We start from the raw sequence: 23,748 nt of genomic DNA, 5'->3' as shown, positions 1-23,748 counted from the left end.
TAAAGTATGCCCTTAAAGGAAAACAGCGCTAGTCAAACGATGAGACAAAAGTGTAACATAAAGTCATGACATATAATCAAATTTATCTTTTATGAATGCGTGGTGGAGTTTCGAAAGTATTAAGAACCGTTTAGGTCGCTTTCAGTTTTTATTATTACTCATCGTTATATTGGCGGCGGTATTTTATGCCGGTTTTCAATTGAGTGGGCAAATTGTTATTTGGCAGAAAAATCAGTTAAATACACAACAGCAAAGACTTACAGGGCTGTATGAGGAGTTAGACCAGAAGATCAGGCAAATAAACTACCTTACAGTTGAAATGGAAGTCGAGCAAAATGCTGCAGTGCAGATGAAACAAGAATTGTTGGGATTAAAAGAAGAATCGCTGCAACTCAGAACTGAGCTCAACTTTTATCAGAAAGTGCTCGCACCTGAGCTGGTCGCAGACGGTTTGGCTATTGAACAGTTTGACATAGAATCGACGAATCGAATTAATCACTACAAATTTAAGTTCGCATTAGTGCAAACGGATACACGCAAGCGAAATGCCAAAGGGTATATTAAATTAAATATAGTAGGCATTGAAGATGGACAAACTAGAACGTTGGATTTAGCTAAAATGTCAAATCTAGCATCTGAGCAATTACGTTTTAGTTTCCACTATTTTCAATATTTTGAAGGTGAGTTTGAGCTCAAAGAAGGGTTCATTCCAGAAGACATTGAAATCAAAGTGGTTCAGCCCAAAACAAAATGGCAGCCATATAAATCGTTTAATGAAAAGTTGGAATGGCCTGAACTAAGCTCCTAATTCCTTTAGTAATAATCTCATATCTTCAGTTGGCGTAGCGAACCGTTTTAATGTTTGCACTGCCTTCTGAACCTCGCCCAACGTTTTTAAAATACGAGCGTAATTAATAACGACTTGGGGATTCTTTGGTTGTTGCAAATAAGCTTGTTCTGCAAATACAAGGGCGTTTTTAGGCTTGTTGGTAGACAAGTATAACCATGCCAAATTATTTGATATTTGCCAGTGTTGTAAGATAAAACGACGAGATTGGGGGACATCAAGTATCGCAATTGCGGCTTTTGGGGCATTTTGAATTAGCCAATTAGATACCATCGCCCGGGCATTGTGATCATTGGGTGATTGTCGGAAGTAATGATGCGCAATGATAACAAGATGGTCAAAGTGACCTTGTTGTTTTGCCGCGGTCGCTAATTCAATCATCGCACTTCGTGTAGGGTATTGATTAAAATAGTTTGCCACTTTTAGCAGACCATCTGACGTTTTACCCTGTTCAATTAACAATTTACCTTTTAACCACATTAGAGCGGGTAATGGTGGTTTTTCACTTAATTGTGTAATTAAAAACTCTGCAGTTGCTAAATCACCGGTATAAAGCAATGCATTTGCCTTAGCGTATTGAATGTTATTGCTCGATTTTGAATGGGATTCAAGCCAAGAGATATAGGTCAAGATTAGATCGTATTGGCGCTGATCTTCAATTAGTGAAATGACATAAAGGTATGTTTCTTCGGCAGGAAAACGATTAGAGAAAAGATACAAGTCATCCTTTAAATCCAATTGGTTAGTGGCAATTTGGGCACGGAGCCATATCTGCCAAATTTCTAAAGTCCAATCGGTAATTTCGATATTTGACTTTATTAATTCGCGAAGTTTGTCGTACTGACCATCTTGATATAGATATTGAGTTATCGCTATGATCGCTGGCATGGCATCGCCGTTGAAATTTATACTGGCCATTAATTGCTTAGTACTAATCGCATTGTTATCGTTTGCTTTGAGTTTCAATAATCCGGTTATGGCTTTCTTATGATTAGGTTTTAATTGTAGCGCCTGTTCAAAATAGTGTTTTGCAGTTGAACTATCTTTATCGTCAAGGGCTTTATATCCTAGGTGAAGTAAAGCAGGAACATTTTTGGGTTGCAGTTGCAATGAATGGCGTAGCCATTTTGCAGCCATAGTCGAATTGCTTGTTTTGCTGGTGTAAAAGTGCGATGACATTCACGGCTAGTACGTTGTTTTTATCATCTAAGTGCCAATCAATCGCTTGTTTCATGGCATCGTCGTATTTACCTTGGTCAGCGAGACTTAAAATATGCGCCATTTTGATCGTGACGTTATCTTTTTGTTCTTGTGCTAATCCCTGAATGATTTCTAAGCCATGCTTATTGCCAGCGTTAAGTTGCAAAATACCTTGTTTGAGTTTAAGCATGGGGTTAGAAACAGGGGCAAATTGTAATTTTTCGAGTAATTCGTTTGCCGTTTGAAGCTGTTTTTTCGCTATAAGCTGATCAACAAGTAAATTGCCTAAATGAAATTCGGAATCGGTATCCACGTTAATTTCGTTATATTTTGCAACAGCGTCATTCAGCAACCCTAAATTTAACTGGACCCAACTAAACACACGCAAAAATCCCTGATGATTTGCAAACTCATCCTGAAGACGTTCTAAATGGTTAAAAGCCACTTCAAACTGTTCCAAATTCGCAGCCGCAATACCCGCCATTAACGCATTCGTCGAATTTGCTAGGCCATTTTGGATTGACAATTCGGCATGAAATTTAGTTAATTCAAAATTACTTTGTCGATAGAAAATAAGCGCCTGAAGATGATTGGACAGCGGTTGCTCTGGATTTTGCTTTAAAAGTACCGCAACGTGCTTTTGCATTAGCTCATATTTATCAAGATGTTGTGCTGTTAAGGCTAGCAGGAAGTGTACATAGGTTGCCGTTGGGTTTAGGGTCAGATAGGTACTGTAATCTCGATAGGCGTCGTTGTATTTGGCATTCGACGCATGAATTTGCCCGCGCAATAACCAAGCCGCTTTATAGTCTGGTTCTGACAATATCAGCTTAGAAATTGTTTCAACTGCCGATTGAGGGTCCGTCTCTGAATTGACAAATGCTTGCGTATATTGACCAAGAGGTGATGCTAACGTTTCCGTCGTCAACTGAGATAGAAGAGCTCTGGCATTTTGGGGTTCATTGGATTTTTGGGCGAGTAAAACTTGGTAGAGCGACAATAGTGGATCTGTGTCTACGTTTTTACCGAGGTATTTGGCAATTAAGTCCGCCAAAGAAACTAAGTTGGCCTCCTCAAAATAATACTGTGAAAGTGCTTTAATTGCTTCGACTTGGAAACGCGGGCTATCAGTAATATCGACCCAAAATCTCTCGGCGTTTTCTTGCTTTCCTACGCTATCGTATGATTTGGCTAAAAGGTATTTGGTACTTGGTCTAAATCAACATTAGTTTCTGCATTGTAGAGTGATATGACATTTTTAAGTGGATGATGGCCTGAGCATATTCTTTTTGCTGGAATTTATTTTGGCCCATCTCCAAGTGTTCATTGGGAGTACGTGTGGGTGAACATGCAGTAAGTAACCCAGAATTAAAAGTTACGAGTAAAACCCAAATGCAAAATTTATTTGCCATACAATAATCAACTTACAATAGGAGTACAAAAAAGGCGACAGAGTCGCCTTTTATACATCAATTCCAAATATTTGTAAAAATTGGACTAACCGCGTAGCGACTTTCTTCTACGCCATAATAATGCAGCGCCAAATAGACCAACTAGGAATGTTGCATTTGGTTCATGGACATCTGTAGTGCCACCACCGTTGCCGTCACCACCACCATTGTCGCTGACCATATAGCTTAAATTAAACTGCCAACCGTCTGTGCTATTACCTAACCAGTTCCAAGTCCAGCCTTCAACAAGACCTTCAACCCAATCACCAAAGTCAAAAGTGCTAGCATCTTCCACAACTACACCGTCATAAATTAAGTCACCGCTTACTTCGATATACGTAAATGATTCACCTTCGATATCTGACAGATCTAATGGGGCTTGGAATGCAATATCAAAATCAAAAAGCCCAAGGAAAGACAGGTCACCATCAACTATAATTTTGTCATTAATAAAGACACCATTGTCTTCAGCAATCTCCATGGCTAACGTAAGTGCTGTCCATTCAGAGTCACCTTCAAATGTCAGAGTACCCGGACTGTTGCCTTGGATTAATTGTGGAGTCTGAAATTTCGGTAGCGCCTTTGAATGTGCCATCACCAGAAATTGTTTGGCCTGCTAAGGTCAGAATAAAATCGTCACCCACTTCGATGATACCGTTGTTGTATATGCGACCCATGTCGTTTACAGAACCGCCACTGGTAAAGGTTCCTGAGATAGAACCATCACCTAAGAAGGTTATTTTTTTGCCTTCGTTATTGGTAATTTTTAGTTTGTTTGTAATAACACTTTCGTTTTGAACTTGAATGTCGCCATTGTTAACAAAGTTGTAATTATTACTCAATTCACCATCTATATTGAGGTTTCCGTTTAATGTTGTATCGGTCGTAGTGAGATATTCGCCCTCAATGCCATAATTCGAAAACGTTTCATTATTTATTAGATTGCTAAAACTATAATCGTCTAAGTCAGCAAAGTAATCACCCGTTACGTCACCAGATTCATCAACCGAAGATATTGTTTTAATAGAAGCTTTGTTACCAACCGCTTGATTCGTTAACAAAACACTATTTTGTTCTGAGAAGTTTACTCGTACATCGTTATCGACAAATGTCGCGACAACATTGGCGCTATCAATTGGGCCTGAGACAAACAATGCATCTGAGTTATTTTCAATCGTTGCGCTTGCTTCAACTGAGCTATCCCAAAAGACTTTGTCATCGCCATTTCCGCCGTTGACTAGATCGCCATCGCCAGCAATAAAGGTATCGTCACCACCTTCACCAATTAATTCATCAGCACCTTCGCCACCGTCTAAATAGTCGTCACCACTGCCACCTTTCAAAGAGTCGATACCTTTACCGCCATATAAGATGTCATTGTCAGCTAAACCTTTAAGCGTGTCGTTTCCGTCACCGCCATATAAAGTATCGTTGCCGTCATCACCTTCTAATTCATCGTTTCCAGATTCACCGTAAAGGGTATCGTCGCCATCATCGCCACGCAGTCTGTCGTTGTCGTCGCCACCCCAAATATTGTCGTTACCATCACGACCACGAATATTATCTTCGCCAGAATCACCATAAAGGAAATCTGCGCCAGCACCACCGTCAATTACGTCATCGCCAGCATCGCCATGAATTGTATCTATGCCGTCACCACCGTCTATTTCATCATCGTCGTTACCACCGCTAATAATGTCATTGCCAGCATTACCAAAAATAGTGTCTTCACCGTCACCACCGTTAATAATGTCGTTGCCTGCAACACCGGTAACGTCAGGATTTGAATATAAGTCTGCAATGGTATCTGAATTAGCTGTGAAGTCTTCATCGCCATAAATGGTATCATCACCACCTAGACCATTAATAATGTCAGAGCCATTTCCACCATAGATTTCATTTTCGTTGTCATCACCACTAAGGGTGTCACCAAAAACAGAGCCAATTAAGTCTTCAAATCCAGAAATAGTGTCAAACCCATTCAGGCCTGTATCTTGTGAAGTTTCATCTGCTAAATCAATCATGACGGCATTATCGCTATGCGCATAAGATAATGTATCTGTGCCGGCTCCACCCTCAACAACATCGTTACCTGTACTGCCTTTTACGAAGTCGTTACCGTCACTGGCATCGATAATGTCGTTCCCTGCGCCACCATCTAAAATATTGAGTTTACTATCGCCAATTATTGTATCGTCAAATTCTGAACCTTCGACAAGTTCAATGTTTGTAACGGAATCTGTTTTTGAGTTTGCCGCATTCGTCGCAGAGCCAGTTTGTAAATTTACATCAATGGCATGGCTCAATTCTTCATAGGATAACTTGTCATAGTTGCCAATTCCGCCGTCAATATCATCATTACCGTCACTGCCAATAATCAAATCTTGACCATTGCCACCACTAACAATGTCGTTGCCATTGCCGCCATTAAGCACATCGTCAGCATCTTGACCATATAATTCGTCGTCGCCGTCATCACCAAAAAGGGTATCTTTGCTATTACCACCTTTCAAAATATCGTTGCCATCACCGCCAACTAAGGTATCAGCTCCACCGTCGCCATTAAGTTCATCATCACCGTCATTGCCGTATAAAATGTCTGAGCCGCCTTTACCACTAATGGTATCATTGCCACCTAGACCATTAATTTCATCATCGCCACTATTGCCATTAAGCGTGTCGGCATTCTCAGTTCCATTTACGACGGGATTTGCTGCAGCCAAAGTGGTAGTCGGGAGCAATAACGTCCCAAGCAAAAGAGTTTTGAATACTAATTTCGAGTTTTTAGGTAAGATCACAACAACTATTCCTTACGGATTTCTAACCATTAATACATTTACGAGATACATTACGTTTTATACTAGAAATACTGCAAAAAACATACCTTAAATTTTGAATCCTTTAATAATCAAGGTTATATCCATACTTACTGAAAAAATGAAGTTGGTTTGTAAAAAATACTGACACATAATCGGTAATATCATGACACAAACAAGAAAAACTCTTGTTTGTGTCTATGCCTGACTTGGTAAAGCGGTTGGTGCCGAATACCGCGTTAATCAGTGGTTTTCCTCGCCCAATTTAAACTATCTTTATTATGCTTTCTGGTTCTCTTGAATACTTGATTAAATTTGTCAGGTATTAGATAATCAGCGCCCTTAATAACAGAGGTTTTAGTAATGACAGAAATGGTATCCGCAACTGATTTGGCCCAAGACGCACCTGAATTACCAATTCAGTTTTCTGACGCGGCAGCGGCAAAAGTAAAAGTGTTAGTTGAGGAAGAAGAAAATCCTGAATTGAAGCTACGTGTTTATGTAACCGGTGGTGGTTGTTCTGGATTCCAATATGGATTTACTTTTGATGAAGCTGTAAACCCAGGTGACACTGAAGTTGTTAAACAAGGTGTTTCTATGGTGATTGATCCAATGAGCCTACAATATTTAGTTGGCGGTATTGTCGATTACACAGAAGGTTTAGAGGGTTCTCGATTTTTTGTTAACAATCCAAACGCATCGACAACGTGCGGTTGTGGCGCTAGTTTCAGCGTTTAATCTTAATTGTAAAAAAAGAGACACAAGATATTACAAAAAATGACCAATAAGTTGGTCATTTTTTATTATGTAGCCTATTTTTGTTGAGTTTGTTGCCATAGAATGGAGCCAGCCACTATTCTTTAGTTCAAATTTAGGAAAAATATGAGCGCTACAAATAAAGCCCTAGGATTATTCGAAAGAAAGCCTTACATTCTCGCCATGATACTTACTGTCATTCTCGTGGGTTGGATGGCATCAGGTAGCTTGCAAAGTAAAGAAGTCGCTGCCAAAAACGAATCTAAACATGAAACCAAGTTGCCTAAGGTTGAAGTCACTTCATTTGAAGCCTCGTCTATTAGCCGCAGCATCGAGTTGTATGGTCGTACAGAACCCGAACGTAGCCTTAAACTAAGCGCCGAACTAGATGGTCGCGTAGCTGAGATTTTAGTGATTGAAGGGCAAAGCGTTAAGAAGGGGCAGGCAATTGTTAAACTCGCAATCGATGACCGAATTGAACAAATAGAATTTGCCAAAGCGGTCGTTGAACAACGTGAGATTGAATATGCCGGCATGAAGTCTTTATCTGAGAAAGGACTTCAGGGACAATCACTTCTCGCACAGGCCAAAGCCGCTCTAGTCTCTGCAAAAGCCAACCTAAGACAAAGCGAAATCATGCTTGAGAAAAGCACAATTCGCGCTCCATATTCAGGCGTATTGGACGAGCAAAACATTGAGCTAGGCAGTTTTGTAAACAAGGGCCAAGTGATGTTTACTCTGATTGACTTAAATCCACTTATTGTTTCAGCCAATGTAACTGAATCTCATATCGCTAAGTTAGACCTCAATACCAAAGTTGTTGTAAAAATGGTGGATGGGTCTACCGTTAAAGGACGCATGAGCTATCTAGCAAGCGTGTCGGATAAAGGGACCAATACGTTTCCAGTTGAAATCGAAATAGACAATCCTAATCAGCGTTTACGAGCCGGTGTCAGTACCGAAATTTCATTATTGTTTGACAATGAATTAGCAATAAAAGTCACGCCAGCGCTGTTGTCACTTGACCAGTTGGGTAACTTGGGGTGAAGACGGTAGAAGATGGTGTCGTAAAATTTAATCCCATTGATTTAATTAAAGCAGACAAAGATGGCGTGTGGTTAGGTGGGTTTAAAGCTAAAACTGACGTAATAACGCTTGGGCAAGGATTTGTAAAAATTGGCGACAAAGTCAATGTAAGTTACAAGCAACTATAGGCAGGGACGCAATATGTTAGGTGTTATCGACGCGGCCTTAGACCGCACTCGCACCGTTTTAATGCTCTTCATTTTGTTGATCATTTCCGGTTCAGTAACCTATTCAAACATTCCTAAAGAGTCCAATCCGGATATAACTATTCCTATTATTTACGTTTCGATTGTCCATGACGGCATTTCGCCAGAAGATGCGGAACGAATGTTAATCAGACCAATGGAAAATGAGCTTAGGTCTTTAGAAGGAGTCAAAGAAATGACCTCCAATGCCAGTGAAGGTCATGCCTCTGTTCAACTTGAATTTATCGCCGGTTTTGATTCAAAAGAAGCGCTAGCCGATGTGCGCGACAAAGTGACAATCGCCAAAGCAAAACTGCCATCAGAAACCGAAGAGCCGGTAATCAAGCAAGTGAGTATGGCCGACGAACAGCCTGTGATAACAGTTGTACTTTCAGGGCCGGTGCCGGAACGTGGTTTAGTCACTATTGCTCGGGAACTTAAAGATGTAATTGAAGGACTTAAGGAAGTTTTAGAAGTTGAAGTCGGTGGTGACCGCGAAGATATTGTTGAAATCGTTGTTGACCCACTTTTGATGGAAAGTTACGGCCTTGATCAAGGTGACATCTTTAACTTATTAGATCGAAACAATCGCTTAGTTGCAGCAGGTACATTAGATAATGGCGCAGGTCGATTTGCGGTTAAAGTGCCGTCTGTTTACGAATCAGTAAAAGACGTGTACGACCAGCCAATTAAAATTGACGGTGATAAAGTCATAACATTTGGTGACGTTGCTCAAGTCCGCCGCTCTTATAAGGATCCAAATAGTTTTGCTCGTTTAAATGCTCACCCCGCGGTGTCACTAGAAATTAAAAAGCGATCAAGGTGAAAACATTATTGAAACCATTGAGAAGGTTAAGGATATTGTTGAGCAGGGCAAAGGGTTATGGCCTGAGCATATCGAAGTTACTTATACCGGCGATCAATCAAAAGATGTTAGGCAGATGTTAAAAGATTTGCAGAACAATGTTCTCTCAGCGGTTATCTTGGTTGTTATTGTAATTATTGCCACACTAGGCAGCCGTTCTGCAATATTAGTTGGTATATCAATACTAAGGCTCATTTTTGACGGGTATCCTGGTGATATCTTTAATGGGAATGACGGTCAACATGGTTGTTCTTTTTCATTAATAATGGCCGTGGGTATGTTAGTTGACGGTGCCATAGTGGTGACCGAATTTGCCGATAGGATGATGAGTGAAGGTAAACCACGTAAAGAGGCATATCGAGTGGCATCTAGGCGAATGGCATGGCCAATTATTGCATCTACAGCAACAACCTTAGCCGCTTTTGCGCCGTTAATATTCTGGCCGGGAATGATGGGTGAGTTTATGAAATACTTACCTATTACACTTATTGCTGTGTTAACAGCCTCGCTGTTTATGGCCCTGATCTTTGTTCCCGCCATTGGTTCACTAATCGGTAAAGTTCGACCATTGAGTGACAAGAAAAAACGTCAATTAATACAAGCTGAAGAAGGTGACATAACCAAGCTAGGTGGCTTTACCGGTCGTTATGTTGGCGTTCTGGCGAAGGCAATCGCGCACCCGTTTAAAACGTTGTTGCTCTCTATTGCGATCTCCATTGCAGTGTTTATGGGTTACGGTGCAAGTGGTTTAGGTGTTGAGTTTTTCCCAAATGTTGAGCCTGTTGGCGCGAATATTACAGTACGTTCCCATGGTGATTTGTCGATTCATGAAAAAGACAAAATCATGCAAAAAATAGAACAGCGTTTGGTGGGCCTCGAAGAAATTGAAACCCTTTATGCGCGTACTGGTGGTAGTGATCAAGTTGGCTACATGCGAATGAATTTAGTTGATTGGCAAGTACGCCGAAAGGCGGACAAAATCATTGCCGATGTTTATTCTTTGACGGAAGATATCGCCGGCGTCGAAATTGAAGTCCGCAAAGATGAAAATGGCCCAAGTGGTGGTAAAGCGTTAGTACTCGAACTAAGTTCACGTTTTACTGAGGAGCTGTCAGATGCCGTACGCACGATTCGGAAGGCACTCGATGAAACAGAGAAATTTATCAATATAAGTGACACCGCAAATAAGGATGGTATCGAATGGCAATTACTTATCGATAGAAGTAATGCCGCGCGTTTTGGCGCAGACGCCACTTTAGTTGGTAGCTCAATTTCGATGATTACAAATGGTTTAAAAATTGGTGAATACCGCCCAGACGATGTTGATGACGAGTTGGATATTCGAGTTCGTTACCCAGAAGAAAAGCGTGATATCGGCCAATTGCAGTCGGTTCGTGTAAAAACCGCATCAGGTCTCGTTCCTGTGAGTAATTTTGTCGAACAAAAAGCCGTTCCAAAAGTTGATGTTATTCGTCGAGTCGATGGCCGACGCGTTGTGCAAATAGCAGCAGATATGGCACCGGGAGTTTTGCTTAGCCAAGAGCTTCCGATGTTGATGGAACAACTACCCAGCTTAAATTTGAGTAAAACCATTAATATTCAAGTTCGTGGTGAAAATGAAGATCAAGCTGAATCGGAAGGTTTCTTACAAAATGCGTTTTTAGTGGCACTGTTTGTCATGGCGATTATTTTGGTTACTCAGTTCAATAGTTTCTATCAAGCTTTGTTAATTTTAAGCGCTGTTATTTTCTCGACAGTTGGCGTGTTCCTAGGACTGATGATAGTGCAAAAACCGTTTGGTATTGTAATGTCTGGTATCGGTGTTATTTCGTTGGCGGGTATCGTGGTTAATAACAATATTGTATTAATTGATACTTATAATGTTCTGCGTAAAGAGGGCATGCGAGTAGCGGAGGCAATATTAAGAACCGGCGCGCAACGTTTACGTCCAGTTATGCTCACCACAGTGACTACGATTTTAGGGTTAATGCCAATGGTATTAGAGGTTAATATTGACTTATTGGATAGGTTAATGGAATTTGGCGGACCCTCTACCCAATGGTGGTCTCAGTTGTCCCTAGCCGTTGCTGGTGGATTAGCGTTTTCAACCTTATTGACGTTAGTGTTAACGCCTTGCTTACTAATGATGGGCGAGAATATTAAGCTTTGGTATCGTGGTGTTAGGAAGGTAAGGGCTACTGAAATAATAACACCGACTCCTACAACGTAAAGGTATCGCTTGGTATTAAATAGTCTTCAACCCTTATGTAAAAAGAGCAGACAATGTCTGCTCTTTTTTATTTGAGGTGGTGATTTAGTAAATACATCAATCCAAAAAATACTGCCATAACGCCGGTTAAGCCAATAATATAATAAAAGCCCTGCTTACCTTGTTCTATCGTCCAGCCTTTATTTTTTAAATAGAGCCACCAAATAAAACATAAAATAAGTGGCAGTAAAAAAACAATCTAATCATAATTTTATCGTGAACATCCGTCGATTCGTATTTTGATAGTTAAACACAACTAGTGCCTTTGCATCTACTATTTCGCTCATCGTAGATGAAAATAATGCATGGTTGCATTAGCAATGTCGTATTTTTCGATTAAGTTAACGTTTTGTTGGGACCCAATCTTTTTTAATCAAGTACAAGATACACATAATTGCTGGAATGCCGATAAGAGCGGTCATGGTGAAAAAATGTGTATACCCTAAACTCTCTAACCAAACACCGGAAAAACCGCCTAAGAATTTAGGCAAGAGTAACATTGCAGAACTTAACCAAGCATATTGGGTTGCGGTAAATTCTTTATTTGTAATAGACGATAAAAAACCAATTAGCGCCGCCATTGCAATTCCCGCACTTAAGTTATCGACAGCAATAACCGTTCCTAGCAATAAAAGTGATGGTTCTGACTGGGACAAATAGATAAACAGGATATTCGTCACAGCAGATAGAATGGCACCGCTTAATAGTATTTTTAAAATGCCAAAGCGATTAATTAAACCACCGGCAAAGAATGCCCCAAGCAATGTCATAACGACACCAAATGTTTTCGACATTGCCGCAATATCCTGCTTGGTGTAACCCATGTCGATATAGAACACGTTGGCCATCACACCCATGACAATGTCGGAAATACGATATGTGCAAATTAAAATAAGTAAGATCAAAGTTATCCACTTGAAGCGTTCAAATAGGTCGATAACGGGCTGGATTAAAGAGTAGTACAGCTTTTTAATCCAATTTCTCGGTTGAGGCGTTAAGCTCTCAGTTACTTGTATCTCTTCTGGTTCAGGAGATGATAATGTGGCGACAATGCCCACCAACATGACACAAGCAATAGCAAAATAAGCCCATCGCCAACTCGCATACTGGTAAAGCGTGCTGTCTGTTTGAAAATAGGTAGCAAGCAGTAAAGTGCCAGCGGTTGCAACTATCATAGCTAGGCGGTAACCAACCATATAGGAGGCGGCCATTGCGCCTTGTTGGCGCGTTTCACCAGATTCAATTCGAAAGGCGTCAATGACGATGTCTTGGGTGGCGGAACAAAACGCGACAACGAGCGCTGCAACGGCCATTTGAGCAAGATGACTTTGAGGATCAATCATCCCCATAGAAGCAATTGCCATAACTAGGCAGACTTGGCTTAACAATAGCCAGCTTCTTCTACGCCCAAACAATGGTGCTAAAACTGGGAGTGACCACCTATCGACGACAGGCGCCCATACCCATTTAAAGGCGTAAACCAATGTAATCCAGCTAAAAAATCCTATACTAGAACGCTGAACACCAGCCTCTTCAAGCCAAATAGACAAGGTACTGAAAACTAACATGATGGGGATGCCAGCTGAAAAACCGAGGAAAAAAACTCGAATGACATTAGCTTGCAAATAAACGGAAAATCCGTTTTTTATGGAGTATAAGAGTGACAAAAACAATCGGCCTTTAGGGAATCAACTAAGCCGATTGTTTCTATATATGTGTGTTAAATCAAGCGCTTTATTAATTTACTCATTTTTATGGGCGGATCCCGCAACAAAAGTCGGGATAACGACCACAACCTCGTAAGTAATTAATACAGGTATCTACTTCAGAGCGAAGTTTAGGGCAACCTTTAATCTCACTTGAATTACTGCACACTAATTGGTGCAACAAGTACCAAAAAGCACTTTCTTTTGGCGTCATTTTGACATCATTAGCAGCCACTTGTGACCATTCCTCTAACGTGTCCCAACAATATAAGTTAACCTCACTTGCTGGTAATGATCCCCAAACAAAGGCATCAGCATAATACGATAATTGCCTTGCTTTGTTGTCGATAAATGTAGCTGCGTTTGCCACTATAACTCTCCCGCTTATTGATATTATTTTAGGGAATTAACAAGTGGTCTTTATTTGACCACCTCCAAATGATTATAGTGGTTATAAATTATTCTGCCAGTACTTCTATTTTATGAATAATAATCGGTTTATCAGGGAAACTCGGCCAACCCAATTCTGGTGACGTGCCGGTTGTAATAGCTTCTATTTTTTCAAAAATGTCTTCACCTAATGTAACACTACCAAATACGGCGTAACCCCAATTTCGGCCTAGGTCTAGGCTTTTATTGTCCCCTAAGTTGAAAAAGAACTGACTGGTACCCGAATGTGGTGCGTATTGCCGAGCCATTGAAATTGTATATTGCTCGTTTTTAGGCCATTTCCTGATTCGTTCACAATTGGCGGGTATTCAGTAACACTTTCCATTTCAGTGGTGTAACCACCACCTTGTAGAACAAACTGTGGTTCTAGACGATGGAACTGGGTGTTGTTGTAGCGCTCAGCAACGACATAGCTTAGAAAATTATTCACCGTAATCGGCGCTTTAGCTCTGTCTAACTCAACAATTAGCTCGCCCATATTAGTGATGAACTTTACCTTGGGATATAGGTTGTCTGGTTGAATATATTCTCCTCTAGGGGCGGCGGCAACATTTGCTATAGACGCCATAAGAAAAACGCAGACTAAGATTTTTTGGATTGTTTTCATTTAAATTTCCTATTACACAGATGCCTCAACAGAGTAACAAAATCAGTGGCTTATACCAATGGATGAAGCATATCCTAGGCGACTGAATTAGCCAATAAACGACCTAGAAATCGCACTAGATTGTTTTTCTATTTAAATGCGCTTGAGGTTAAGTAAAAGGGTAACAATAAAATATTATGATATTCAAATAGCGTTCTACAGGTTTTAAATGCTACTCGTGTTTCTCAAAGGTTAGTAATTGTTTTGTGACGTTTTAGTTTATGTAGCTTGTTTTAAGTTGATGATTAATTTAATTTTGTTGAACAATAATTTTAATAACTTTTAGTATCTATTTTTTTCGATTACGAAACAGCTTCGTAGTGTATTGAAATACTTAATTTAAATTTTGATAGAAATTACCAAATTAAATAAATGTTAAAAATTGCGCTTTTTAAGCGGAGTTTACAAATACATTTAAATAAAGTAATGTTTTTATTCGATTAAAAATTAAGCAAACCAATAATAAAAATAAATTGTTAAATTATGCAATTCGATGGCGTAGATATAACTAAATTTAAATATCTGATGTGGACGTTGGTATCACGAGCTGGTGATCCTAAGTTGTCGACTTTAGTTCAGCACACCGCAAAAAAGCGACGTTTTCTGAACGGATGGCGATACTTAAAGGGATTAATCATATTGGTGAGCCCTGCGCACGCGTATTGGATTTTAGAATTTATTTCTATGAGATGTGTAAGTCTTTCGAATGTAATGGTATTCGTCACTTCCTTGACCCTGAATCAATAGATGTATTTAACGCCCTGCTAGATAAAACAGAGGGCAGATACACACTAGGTGTTTACGAAGAGCTGAGCAATTATGCCAAGCGCCGATACGCTCGCTTACCCGAAAGTGAGAAAGAAACGGGGCCTGCGATTGACACTAAGCTGATCCAACTGAACCGCAGAAAGATCAAAAGCATTAGAGAATGTGGAATAAAACACGACGTTTCAGAAGATGATATCGATATTAATGCGCTAGTAGATAGCATTGAACAGCGGGTGTTAGAGCAACATTATTTAAACAATAACAAGTCTGTTTTTTATACCCTTGATAACGGATTAAATAATTTTAAACCGCTCTCGGTATTTTTAAGTGATTCCAATTATACATTTTGGGAGTCGCTACAAATAGATCAGCATTCCTGTGTCGTTAGTGCACTCGTTCTCAAACCGGAGTTTCAAGCGGTTTTATCCCAAAGCCAAAACATTACTAAATTTTATCTCATTAAGAAGTTACTGGTTAACGATCAAACCGATTTTGTCGCAGTGGATTTTACCAAGTTGTCTTTGGTGTTAGCAGAGCACCCAGAATTACAAGACGCGCTCACAAGTGAAGAAGTGCGACTAATTAAAATTGATATTATGTCGACACATATTCGAAGTAATATCGAAGCGCCTTCGGTTTTAAATTCGCAAAATAATATCCGCCTGCAGTCGATCAACAAACCGCCATCTCGAGACGTCACAACATTGTTATCTAGCAGTGACAAATTGCTGTCTGTGAGTGATGTGTCTGATATGTTATGGAACTTAAACTTGTTGAAGCCTTATGCTAAACAAGACAACAGTGAGAGCTTACCTGTTTCACTTCTGCAGTACGTTATAAGACCCCGGATGGCTACTCAAAAAATCAGCGTTGCGGTAAATAATAATAACGACTGCCGAATGGAGGATAGATTCCACTGCAATACTACGTGTATCGTTATTCACCGTAAAACCAAAAAATCATTTGTTGGCAAGACCCTCAACTTCTCAACTAAAGGTTTGGCTGTTAAATTTGACGAGTCGTTAGACTTTAATGCAAATGATGAAGTGCTTGTTACTTTGCCTAGCGTCAGCCGTCGAATGAACCGAACCGTTAAAAACCAAACTTATAGTGTCATTGAAGGCGACGGCACACTGCTGAGATTAAAAGTTGAAGGAGTGGCAAAAGAACATCAAGGACGTCAGTTACTTAGCGATTTTCTTCAACGTTATTGCGGTCAACTTAAAGCCAGCGGCAAAACGGAGGACATTTTAGGGTTAACGCAAGCCTTGCGTTCAGTTGTGAGTGCGAACCATGAAAGCATGCCATTTACCTATGTTATGGATAAGCGTACAAGTTTTATTGAACATTTAGGAGTTGGCAACATATCAATTTCTAACTTAGAGAAAAAGATTATTTTCATGATTTGCAGCGACTTGCATCAAGTAAGATGTTTGCTGAATATGTAAAAACCTATATTGGCAGTTATCTGACGAAGTGCCCGAAGTCACAGGTTACATATTATTACTGCCTAGTATCACCACCCGCAGTGGCAAACAACATATGTTTTGGGTTGAAGATTTATTAACATTAGAAAAACAAAAGACTGGTTTTGATTTCATCTCCCAATTAGGGAAAGTTACTAAACCAGCCGTTTTGGCTATCCGGTTATGCCAACCAAAACCATTAAATGATAAATATTTTATCGATGAGTACCATCATTTAGAAAGAGTTCACCCGGTTGCTGTTGATGGTCTGTCTTGTGGCGACGATGCAATAATGGCCTACGGTGAAGTTTCAGAAATAACCGAATTATTCAAAATAGAACAACCTGAATTTGAAGAAGAACTGTTGATAGAAATCTGATAACTAACAGTAAACCTAGCCAAACAGCAACAAAGAAGCGACCGTAGTAGGTCGCTTTTTAGATCTATAAATTGTTTTTAGTGGCTCAATGCAGCATTAAATTCAGGATCTTCTAATGTGCGAGACAACAAGGTGTTTGCCATTTTATTAAGATGTATTTCAATCTCTGACTTGTCCATATTGAGTGGGCCATCTTGCTTAATTGTTGTTTGGTAGTTTTTAATCCAACTAAATCCATTCTCACCAGTGATTTTCGCTTGCCATTCCATTACAGACTCGGCTTCAAATTGCATAGTGCCCTGCATTACGTAGGTCGCATAATTTAAAATTTCAACAGTGAAATCCAATCGCCCACGGGGATTAACGGTCACTGAGTTGTTTAACCACGTGGTTAATTGCGACTCCAAATTGGGATTAGGAGGGGTATCAACCTTATTAATGACTGCTAATGTTTTATTACTTCTAGAGTCAACAACGGTAGCGCTTTTTACGCTCATCATTGGTTTGTTGATTATCGTATCGGGAAATATCAACATAGGTTGAGATGTTGGCGTTATACACGCAGACAAAAAGCCGATAACGACTGAGGTTAATGTAACGCGAATTACAGTACTTAAAACTGACATCTTATGCCCTCTTTATGCAGTGGTAGATTGAGAATTTTTTATTTTGTGCATGAACTTTAAATCCACCGAACATCTTTTTCAAATAACTTTGATAAGGTAAGTGGTTATTTGCAACAACATATAGCGAGGCACCAGGTTTAAGGGCCAATAATGATTGTCTAAACATCTGCTTAGCAATATGTTCCGTTAATGTGTTTTGCTGATGAAACGGAGGGTTACACAATATTACGTCAACACATTCGGCTTTCTGTTTAGTTAAACAATCATCCTGAATAAAGTCGCATCGCGAGAATTCATCAGGGAATGTTTGGGCAATATTGTGTTTAGCTGACTCAACCGCCATATAAGACTCGTCGACAAAACGCAGTGAAATTGGTGTTTCACTTTGGGTTGTTTGTTTCAAAACAGCAAGACCTAACAGACCATTGCCACAGCCTAAATCAACCACTTTCTGATCCGAGGTAAACGTCGGCAAGTTCTCAGCAAGAAAACGCCCACCTATATCAAGTCCGTCATGACTAAATACGTTAGCATATGCGCCAATCTGAATCCCTTGTTCTGGCCATTCAATGTAATTTAAACGGTCTTCAACAGGAGATATTTCAGGTTCTGATGTACCATTGCTCTTAAGTGTGCCAAATATAAGTCGACTTTTCTTTTTCGCTAAGCTTGTTTTAACGTTGTCGCAATACTTTTCAAAAATACTCATTATTTTTGATGTAACTTGTGTTGTTTTACCACACGCTACGATTTCAACAGCTTTATTGTTTTGTGCTAACAGTTGCAATTGGTCCTGTAAATACGCGACACTTTTAGTGAGTTTTAGAATAACCACATCGCGACTTGGAATTGGCTCAAGACTGTTGCAAAAAATAGGGTCAACAATTTTATTCTCGGCACCATTCTGTATTGTTGCAAGTTCGCTAACACGTGAGTCAGTCACTGAAACTCGATTAAACTGATTAAGTGCAGTGGCGATAGCGCCAAATTGGTCATTTAATATCGTGATGTACTTTTCTGCAGGATAGGTGTTTGCAACGTATTCGATAACAAGTTCGTCAGCGCTGTCCCATGCTTGTAGAGCAGCATCGTGTTGATTCTTTGGGTATCGAAACAACGAGTATTCGCCGGTTGCGCATTGCAGTGTGGTATTGAGTGGCATAGTGGCCCAGTTAATTATGAAGCAATAAAATATGATTGTCCCATTGCTATGAGGTGAAGTAAATTGCAACAGGAACTATTTGACATAAATTCGTTAATAAAAGCTGATTTAGGGGCGTTATCGCCTTGGGTCGAATATCGTCCGAACTGGCTATCGAATCAAAGTGCAGACTTATTCGCTACGTTAAAAGCTAAAGTACAATGGCAGCAACCTAAGATTCATGTCTATAATAAATGGCATATCATACCCAGAATGCAAGCTTGGTATGGAGACGAAGGATTAACCTACCGTTATAGCGGCGTTGACCATCAATCCGTTGGTTGGCCGCAAGCATTGAATACGTTAAAAAATAAATTGATAGAAGATACCGCTTTTAGTTTTAATTCTGTTTTATTGAATCGCTACCGAAACGGTGAAGATAAAATGGGCTGGCATGCTGACAATGAGGCAGAATTAGGTAAAGATCCGGTTGTCGCCATTATTTCACTTGGAGCCGCAAGAGAGATCCAGTTTAAGCAGTTAAAAAGTAAAACGGTTAGTAGCATCTCGCTCGAAGATGGCAGTTTATTATTGATGAAAGCGGGGATGCAGTCTCAATTCCATCATCAAATCCCAGTCAGAAAAAAGTGTCATCAGAACGGATTAGCTTAACGTTTCGGTTTATAGTGCAGTGAGCTGCAAATAAGACACTATATCCTCTGCTCAAAAATTATTATTAATATTCTCTAAACCCGATAGAATACCGGTCACGAAACTAGGATTAACACGATAAAATTATGCAGATCCAAAACAGAATTACAGACAAACTAACAAATGCGTTTTTACCGTTACATTTACAGGTCGAAAACGAAAGCAATAATCATAATAGTGCCTGCTGGCAGCGAATCTCATTTTAAAGTGGTAGTTGTGAGTGAGTTATTTGATGGTAAGCGACTGATTCAAAGACATCGTTTAGTTAATGCATGCCTTGCAGAAGAGTTAGCGAATGACATTCATGCTTTAGCAATCCACACATATTCTGAAGCGGAATGGCAGGAAGTAAATGCAGCGCCAGAGTCTCCCGATTGTCTCGGTGGCAGTAAACTGGGTTAGTAAAAGTGGTTAGGTGGTATAAGTTTAGTACGACAAGCGGTTGGGTGCTCGTCTGTACTAAAACTTATACGCATGAACTAATATCTTTAAACATTTAATAATGTTTATGCTTTGTTGTATTTACGAGCAAAGCGTTTGATGTTAATACCGTTGCAGATATAGCTAGTAACTTCTAGGCCACCGGCTTTAATTGCTGCATTGATACCTTCTTCAGCTGCAAGTACGCATATTTGAGATGCATCATCCTGAACTTTGGCTTTAAATACATACTCTACTTGTTCAGCTTCTACTTGTTCAACTTGCGTTTTGAACTTTGCTGCAAAACGACGAATGCTTGTACCATTGCATTCTGTTGAATTGAAAGCGCCGTCGGTATTTAGTCCACTAAAGCGTGCGGCTTTCTTGGCTGCTGAAATTCCCTGTTCTGCGGCGATAACGCATAAATTAGTAACTTGTGTGTCATTTACGGCGACAAATTTATAGTCAGTTGACATTGCAAATGAATTTGCGCTCATTAGTGTGGCTGCTGCTAAAAATAACTTTTTCATAATATTCTCCCAAATAGTAAAGTTATAACTCTTAAAAACTAGAGTTATTATACTAATTAACTTGAGTCTGTAAACTAAATTACGTAATAAACTTACATGATAGTTACTTTATTGATAGATTATTTAAATTAATCTGTTGATTGTGTAATAAAATTACAGAAAGATTTTTCTAACCCCATGGTTTAATTTTTTTAACTTGTGTGTCATTCATAAGCTTAAAGTTGCCTCTTTGCGATGAGTTTAATAAAGTACTGCCGCAATCCTGCTATTTGGTCGCGTTTAACACTAGACGAAGCGGAATTGCGCGGTAGAGTCGATAACAAAATAATAACAAATAGGTGACTCCTTGATTTCCAAAAATCGTATTGCTTTTCAATTTGTAACCCTATGTTATAAATTTTCTAATCTAGTTGGGCGTACTATCGCTTGGCTAACACTTACAATGATGTTGCTCATGACCTTAGTTGTTATCTTGCGCTATGCCTTTAATGTAGGCTCAATTGCCATGCAAGAAGGCGTAATGTATTTGCATGCATTTGTTCTAATGCTTGGCATGGCAACAACCCTAAAAAACGACCAACATGTTCGCGTTGATATTTTTTATCGAAGAATGAGTTCCAAACATAAACAATCTATCAATGTAATTGGACATTGCTTATTTCTAATCCCGACCTGTATTTTTATCTTAATGATGAGTTGGGATTATGTTTTACAATCTTGGCAAGTTAGCGAAGGGTCACAAGAAGCCGGTGGGTTACCGATTGTTTACTTACTTAAGTCACTTTTATTCATTATGCCTTTATTATTAATCCTGCAGGCGTTGGCTGAAGTAGTAGAAATACTTGCTAACAAATTTGGACCCCAACAAATAACCCAAACCACAGATAAGGAGGCTTAAAGATGGAATGGTTAAGTCTTTTGATGTTCGTTATAGTCTGTGTTGTGCTGATGTTTGGTTATCCTGTAGCGTTTTCTTTGGCTGGAACGGCATTGATCTTCGCTGGTTTTGGTGTGTTATTTGATGTTTTTGATGGCTCGTTGTTAAGCGCACTACCTAGTCGGTTGTATGGCGTGATGACAAATCAAACATTACTTGCCGTACCGCTATTTGTTTTTATGGGCGTCATGCTCGAAAAATCAAAAATTGCTGAGCAGCTATTGTTAAGTATGACTCAAGTATTTGGCCGTTTACCAGCGGGAATGGGCATTGCTGTTACTTTAGTTGGTGCCCTAATGGCGGCAAGTACCGGAATTGTCGGCGCAACGGTTGTTACGATGGGCTTGTTGGCGATACCTACAATGCTAAAAACAGGCTATAAAGAAAGCTACGCGACGGGCGTTGTTGCAGCTACGGGTACATTAGGTCAAATAATCCCACCATCAATTGCACTCGTGCTACTTGGAGACGTTTTATCTAATGGTTATCAACAGGCGCAATTAGCCCAAGGTAACTTCTCACCCGAAACAATTTCAGTAGGGGATCTGTTTGCTGGTGCTATTGTACCATGGGTGATACTAGTGGGTTTGTATCTATTATATTCAATATGTATTGGCCTTTTTAAGCCGGAATGGACACCAAGGCAAACAGACGTTGAAAAGGTATCAGTGTCGGTACTAATTAGCAGTCTAATCCCGCCGTTAGTGCTGATCTTTTGGTATTAGGTTCGATTTTATTTGGCGTTGCGACACCAACCGAAGCGGCCGGAATTGGTGCTTGTGGCGCTATGCTCATTGCGATGACAAAACGCAGTTTAACCCTAGGGACGTTAAAAGAGGTAATGGCTTCAACTGTTAGCGTAACGTCAATGGTATTTATGATCCTCATTGGCGCGTCTATATTCTCGCTTGTTTTTCGCGGATTTGGTGGTGAAGAGTTGATCCATAGTTTGTTTCAAAATATGCTTATAGTGGCGTATTTGGCGCAATCTTAATCGTGATGGTGGTAATATTTTTACTCGGCTTTATATTAGACTTCATTGAAATTACCTTTGTAGTTGTACCATTAGTTGCTCCGGTTTTGTTTATGATGGGCGTAGATCCAATATGGTTAGGAATAATGATCGCAATAAACCTTCAAACTTCATTTTTAACCCCCCGTTTGGCTTTGCATTATTCTATTTGCGTGGCGTGACACCAAAATCTATTCCAACCACCGCTATATACAAAGGCGTAATACCCTTTATTATTATGCAAATTTTTATGTTAATTGCCTTGGCGATATGGCCGGAATTAGCAACTGCACTTCCAAACTATATATATGGTTAGAGATAGATAAGGAAAAGTTGATGAAAAAATTAGTAGGAAAATTAATAGGCTTAGCGTTTATATCTGTGCTGGCGGTATCTTGCGGTGGCGATAAGCAGTCATCTGGCGATGTTGTTAAAAGCCAAAAAACTTTTAAGTGGAAATTAGTGACAAGTTGGCCTAAAAACTTCCCTAGCCTAGGCACTGCACCAGAAAACTTTGCCAAACTTGTCAATGAGATGAGTGGCGGACGATTAACCGTAAAAGTCTACGGCGCTGGTGAAATTGTCCTGGCTTTGAAGTTTTTGATGCTGTATCGCAAGGCACAGCGCAAATGGGCCATGCAGCATCGTATTATTGGAAAGGTAAAATGCCTGCAGCACCAATATTTACCGCAATACCATTTGGTTTTAACGCTCAAGAAACGAATGGCTGGTTGCATTATGGTGGTGGCATCGAAATGTGGCGTGAATTATACAAACCATTTGGCGTGATCCCGTTTGCTGGCGGTAATACCGGTGTACAAGCCGCGGGGTGGTTTAAAAAAGAAATAAATAGCGTAGCGGATTTGCAAGGTCTCAAAATTCGGATCCCCGGCCTTGGTGGCGAAGTGATGAAAAAACTTGGTGCGGTACCAGTGGCTTTAACTGGCGGTGAATTATTTACGTCTTTGCAGTCAGGAGCGATTGATGCAACAGAATGGGTTGGACCATATAATGACCTTGCATTTGGGTTTCATAAAGTCGCTGAACATTATTATACCTCTGGGTGGCACGAGCCGGGGGCAATGTTAGAATTTACTGTCAATGAAAAAGCGTATAATGAGTTGCCTAAAGACTTGCAAAAAATAGTGGAAGTGGCGACCCGTGCTATAAATCAAGATATGTTGGATGAATATACGGCACGTAATAATAATGCGATGGAAACGCTAAAAAACAAGCATGGTGTTGTGTTTAAGTCGTTTCCAAATGACGTGATGGCGGCTTTGAAGCAAGCTTCAAATGAAGTGATTGCAGAGCAAGAAGCAAATGATGAAACGTTCGCGAAAATTATGAAATCATATCGACAATTCCAACTACAAGTCTCTGAATATCATAATTTGTCCGAAGTTGAATATTACAAAAATAGAGAACAATAAGATAAATTGAAAAGAATTGGGCTAGTCTGATCTGTTTTTAGTGAATGA

The 23,748-nt window shown here is 39.9% G+C and carries 21 protein-coding genes and 4 pseudogenes; 14 read left to right on the top strand and 11 right to left on the bottom strand.

Annotation, left to right across the window (positions count from 1 at the left end; genetic code table 11):
* Positions 1 to 91 precede the first annotated feature (91 nt).
* Positions 92 to 808, top strand: a complete 717-nt coding sequence (locus PN838_RS12400) for a DUF6776 family protein (protein WP_215963358.1) — start codon at positions 92 to 94, stop codon at positions 806 to 808.
* Here the strand turns inward: PN838_RS12400 and PN838_RS12395 are convergent.
* From PN838_RS12395 to PN838_RS12380, 4 genes are all read right to left on the bottom strand, one after another.
* Positions 797 to 1,984, bottom strand: coding sequence for a tetratricopeptide repeat protein (locus tag PN838_RS12395; RefSeq protein ID WP_272180864.1), 1,188 nt, complete (start codon positions 1,982 to 1,984; stop codon positions 797 to 799). The genes PN838_RS12400 and PN838_RS12395 overlap by 12 nt on opposite strands.
* The gene (locus PN838_RS12390) at positions 1,908 to 3,101 is read right to left on the bottom strand and encodes a tetratricopeptide repeat protein (protein WP_272180863.1); all 1,194 of its coding nucleotides are present in this window, start codon (positions 3,099 to 3,101) and stop codon (positions 1,908 to 1,910) included. The genes PN838_RS12395 and PN838_RS12390 overlap by 77 nt, the downstream gene beginning before the upstream one ends.
* A gap of 443 nt (positions 3,102 to 3,544) precedes the next feature.
* Complete coding sequence (locus PN838_RS12385) at positions 3,545 to 4,093, bottom strand: hypothetical protein (RefSeq protein WP_272180862.1); 549 nt, start codon at positions 4,091 to 4,093, stop codon at positions 3,545 to 3,547.
* Positions 4,014 to 6,296, bottom strand: a complete 2,283-nt coding sequence (locus PN838_RS12380; RefSeq protein WP_272180861.1) for a calcium-binding protein — start codon at positions 6,294 to 6,296, stop codon at positions 4,014 to 4,016. Before PN838_RS12380 ends, PN838_RS12385 begins: the two co-directional genes overlap by 80 nt.
* A 390-nt stretch (positions 6,297 to 6,686) precedes the next feature.
* On the opposite strand from PN838_RS12380, the gene erpA reads away from it, so the two are divergent.
* The 5 genes from erpA (at position 6,687) to PN838_RS12355 (ending at position 11,436) form a co-directional block, all read left to right on the top strand.
* Positions 6,687 to 7,052, top strand: coding sequence for an iron-sulfur cluster insertion protein ErpA (gene erpA / locus PN838_RS12375; RefSeq protein ID WP_215963446.1), 366 nt, complete (start codon positions 6,687 to 6,689; stop codon positions 7,050 to 7,052).
* A gap of 144 nt (positions 7,053 to 7,196) precedes the next feature.
* Positions 7,197 to 8,117 (top strand): efflux RND transporter periplasmic adaptor subunit, encoded by a 921-nt coding sequence (locus PN838_RS12370; RefSeq protein WP_272180860.1) that lies wholly within the window; start codon positions 7,197 to 7,199, stop codon positions 8,115 to 8,117.
* Positions 8,114 to 8,284 (top strand): hypothetical protein, encoded by a 171-nt coding sequence (locus PN838_RS12365; protein ID WP_272180859.1) that lies wholly within the window; start codon positions 8,114 to 8,116, stop codon positions 8,282 to 8,284. Before PN838_RS12370 ends, PN838_RS12365 begins: the two co-directional genes overlap by 4 nt.
* Before the next feature lie 13 nt (positions 8,285 to 8,297).
* Positions 8,298 to 9,167: an efflux RND transporter permease subunit gene (locus tag PN838_RS12360; protein ID WP_272180858.1), complete on the top strand. Its 870-nt coding sequence runs from the start codon at positions 8,298 to 8,300 to the stop codon at positions 9,165 to 9,167.
* Positions 9,168 to 9,171: 4 nt separating this feature from the next.
* On the top strand, positions 9,172 to 11,436 hold the full coding sequence (locus tag PN838_RS12355; RefSeq protein WP_334313508.1) for an efflux RND transporter permease subunit: 2,265 nt from the start codon (positions 9,172 to 9,174) through the stop codon (positions 11,434 to 11,436).
* Between the two features lie 380 nt (positions 11,437 to 11,816).
* Here PN838_RS12355 and PN838_RS12350 read toward each other — a convergent pair whose 3' ends face one another.
* From PN838_RS12350 to PN838_RS27315, 4 genes are all read right to left on the bottom strand, one after another.
* Positions 11,817 to 13,100 carry an AmpG family muropeptide MFS transporter gene (locus PN838_RS12350; RefSeq protein ID WP_272182583.1) on the bottom strand — a complete coding sequence of 428 codons (1,284 nt, stop codon included), beginning with the start codon at positions 13,098 to 13,100 and terminating at the stop codon, positions 11,817 to 11,819.
* Between the two features lie 127 nt (positions 13,101 to 13,227).
* The gene (locus PN838_RS12345; RefSeq protein ID WP_215963364.1) at positions 13,228 to 13,551 is read right to left on the bottom strand and encodes a hypothetical protein; all 324 of its coding nucleotides are present in this window, start codon (positions 13,549 to 13,551) and stop codon (positions 13,228 to 13,230) included.
* 88 nt (positions 13,552 to 13,639) lie between these two features.
* Complete coding sequence (locus tag PN838_RS27320) at positions 13,640 to 13,879, bottom strand: peptidylprolyl isomerase (protein WP_370661031.1); 240 nt, start codon at positions 13,877 to 13,879, stop codon at positions 13,640 to 13,642.
* Entirely contained in the window at positions 13,825 to 14,238 is a 414-nt protein-coding gene (locus PN838_RS27315; RefSeq protein WP_370661030.1) for a peptidylprolyl isomerase, read from the bottom strand. The genes PN838_RS27320 and PN838_RS27315 overlap by 55 nt, the downstream gene beginning before the upstream one ends.
* Before the next feature lie 650 nt (positions 14,239 to 14,888).
* On the opposite strand from PN838_RS27315, the gene PN838_RS12335 reads away from it, so the two are divergent.
* Both PN838_RS12335 and PN838_RS12330 read left to right on the top strand, forming a co-directional pair.
* Positions 14,889 to 16,493, top strand: a complete 1,605-nt coding sequence (locus PN838_RS12335; RefSeq protein WP_272180857.1) for a hypothetical protein — start codon at positions 14,889 to 14,891, stop codon at positions 16,491 to 16,493.
* A gap of 28 nt (positions 16,494 to 16,521) precedes the next feature.
* Complete coding sequence (locus PN838_RS12330) at positions 16,522 to 16,890, top strand: hypothetical protein (protein WP_272180856.1); 369 nt, start codon at positions 16,522 to 16,524, stop codon at positions 16,888 to 16,890.
* Positions 16,891 to 16,967: 77 nt separating this feature from the next.
* On the opposite strand, the gene PN838_RS12325 is transcribed toward PN838_RS12330, so the two are convergent.
* Together PN838_RS12325 and PN838_RS12320 are read right to left on the bottom strand one after the other, a co-directional pair.
* Complete coding sequence (locus tag PN838_RS12325; protein ID WP_272180855.1) at positions 16,968 to 17,516, bottom strand: YajG family lipoprotein; 549 nt, start codon at positions 17,514 to 17,516, stop codon at positions 16,968 to 16,970.
* A 1-nt stretch (position 17,517) separates the two neighbouring features.
* The gene (locus PN838_RS12320) at positions 17,518 to 18,678 is read right to left on the bottom strand and encodes a methyltransferase (RefSeq protein ID WP_215963368.1); all 1,161 of its coding nucleotides are present in this window, start codon (positions 18,676 to 18,678) and stop codon (positions 17,518 to 17,520) included.
* Between the two features lie 63 nt (positions 18,679 to 18,741).
* Here PN838_RS12320 and PN838_RS12315 point away from each other — a divergent pair, with 63 nt between their 5' ends.
* Both PN838_RS12315 and PN838_RS12310 read left to right on the top strand, forming a co-directional pair.
* Positions 18,742 to 19,329 carry an alpha-ketoglutarate-dependent dioxygenase AlkB family protein gene (locus tag PN838_RS12315; protein ID WP_272180854.1) on the top strand — a complete coding sequence of 196 codons (588 nt, stop codon included), beginning with the start codon at positions 18,742 to 18,744 and terminating at the stop codon, positions 19,327 to 19,329.
* Between the two features lie 125 nt (positions 19,330 to 19,454).
* Positions 19,455 to 19,770 (top strand): annotated as a pseudogene (locus PN838_RS12310) (BolA family protein).
* Positions 19,771 to 19,874: 104 nt separating this feature from the next.
* Here PN838_RS12310 and PN838_RS12305 read toward each other — a convergent pair.
* Positions 19,875 to 20,318, bottom strand: a complete 444-nt coding sequence (locus tag PN838_RS12305; RefSeq protein WP_215963371.1) for a hypothetical protein — start codon at positions 20,316 to 20,318, stop codon at positions 19,875 to 19,877.
* A 346-nt stretch (positions 20,319 to 20,664) separates the two neighbouring features.
* Here PN838_RS12305 and PN838_RS12300 point away from each other — a divergent pair, with 346 nt between their 5' ends.
* The 4 genes and pseudogenes from PN838_RS12300 to PN838_RS12290 all read left to right on the top strand — a co-directional run bounded on the left by PN838_RS12300 (position 20,665) and on the right by PN838_RS12290 (position 23,700).
* Entirely contained in the window at positions 20,665 to 21,216 is a 552-nt protein-coding gene (locus PN838_RS12300; protein WP_252736728.1) for a TRAP transporter small permease subunit, read from the top strand.
* A gap of 2 nt (positions 21,217 to 21,218) precedes the next feature.
* Positions 21,219 to 22,249: pseudogene (locus PN838_RS12295) on the top strand (TRAP transporter large permease).
* Between the two features lie 5 nt (positions 22,250 to 22,254).
* A pseudogene (locus tag PN838_RS27310) lies at positions 22,255 to 22,583 on the top strand (TRAP transporter large permease subunit).
* Between the two features lie 20 nt (positions 22,584 to 22,603).
* Positions 22,604 to 23,700, top strand: a pseudogene (locus tag PN838_RS12290) (TRAP transporter substrate-binding protein).
* The last annotated feature ends 48 nt before the right edge of the window (positions 23,701 to 23,748 follow it).

Origin of the sequence: Psychrosphaera algicola, assembly GCF_028401425.1 — a bacterium.
GTDB lineage: Bacteria > Pseudomonadota > Gammaproteobacteria > Enterobacterales > Alteromonadaceae > Psychrosphaera > Psychrosphaera algicola.
This window is presented reverse-complemented; position numbering and strand designations above follow the sequence as displayed.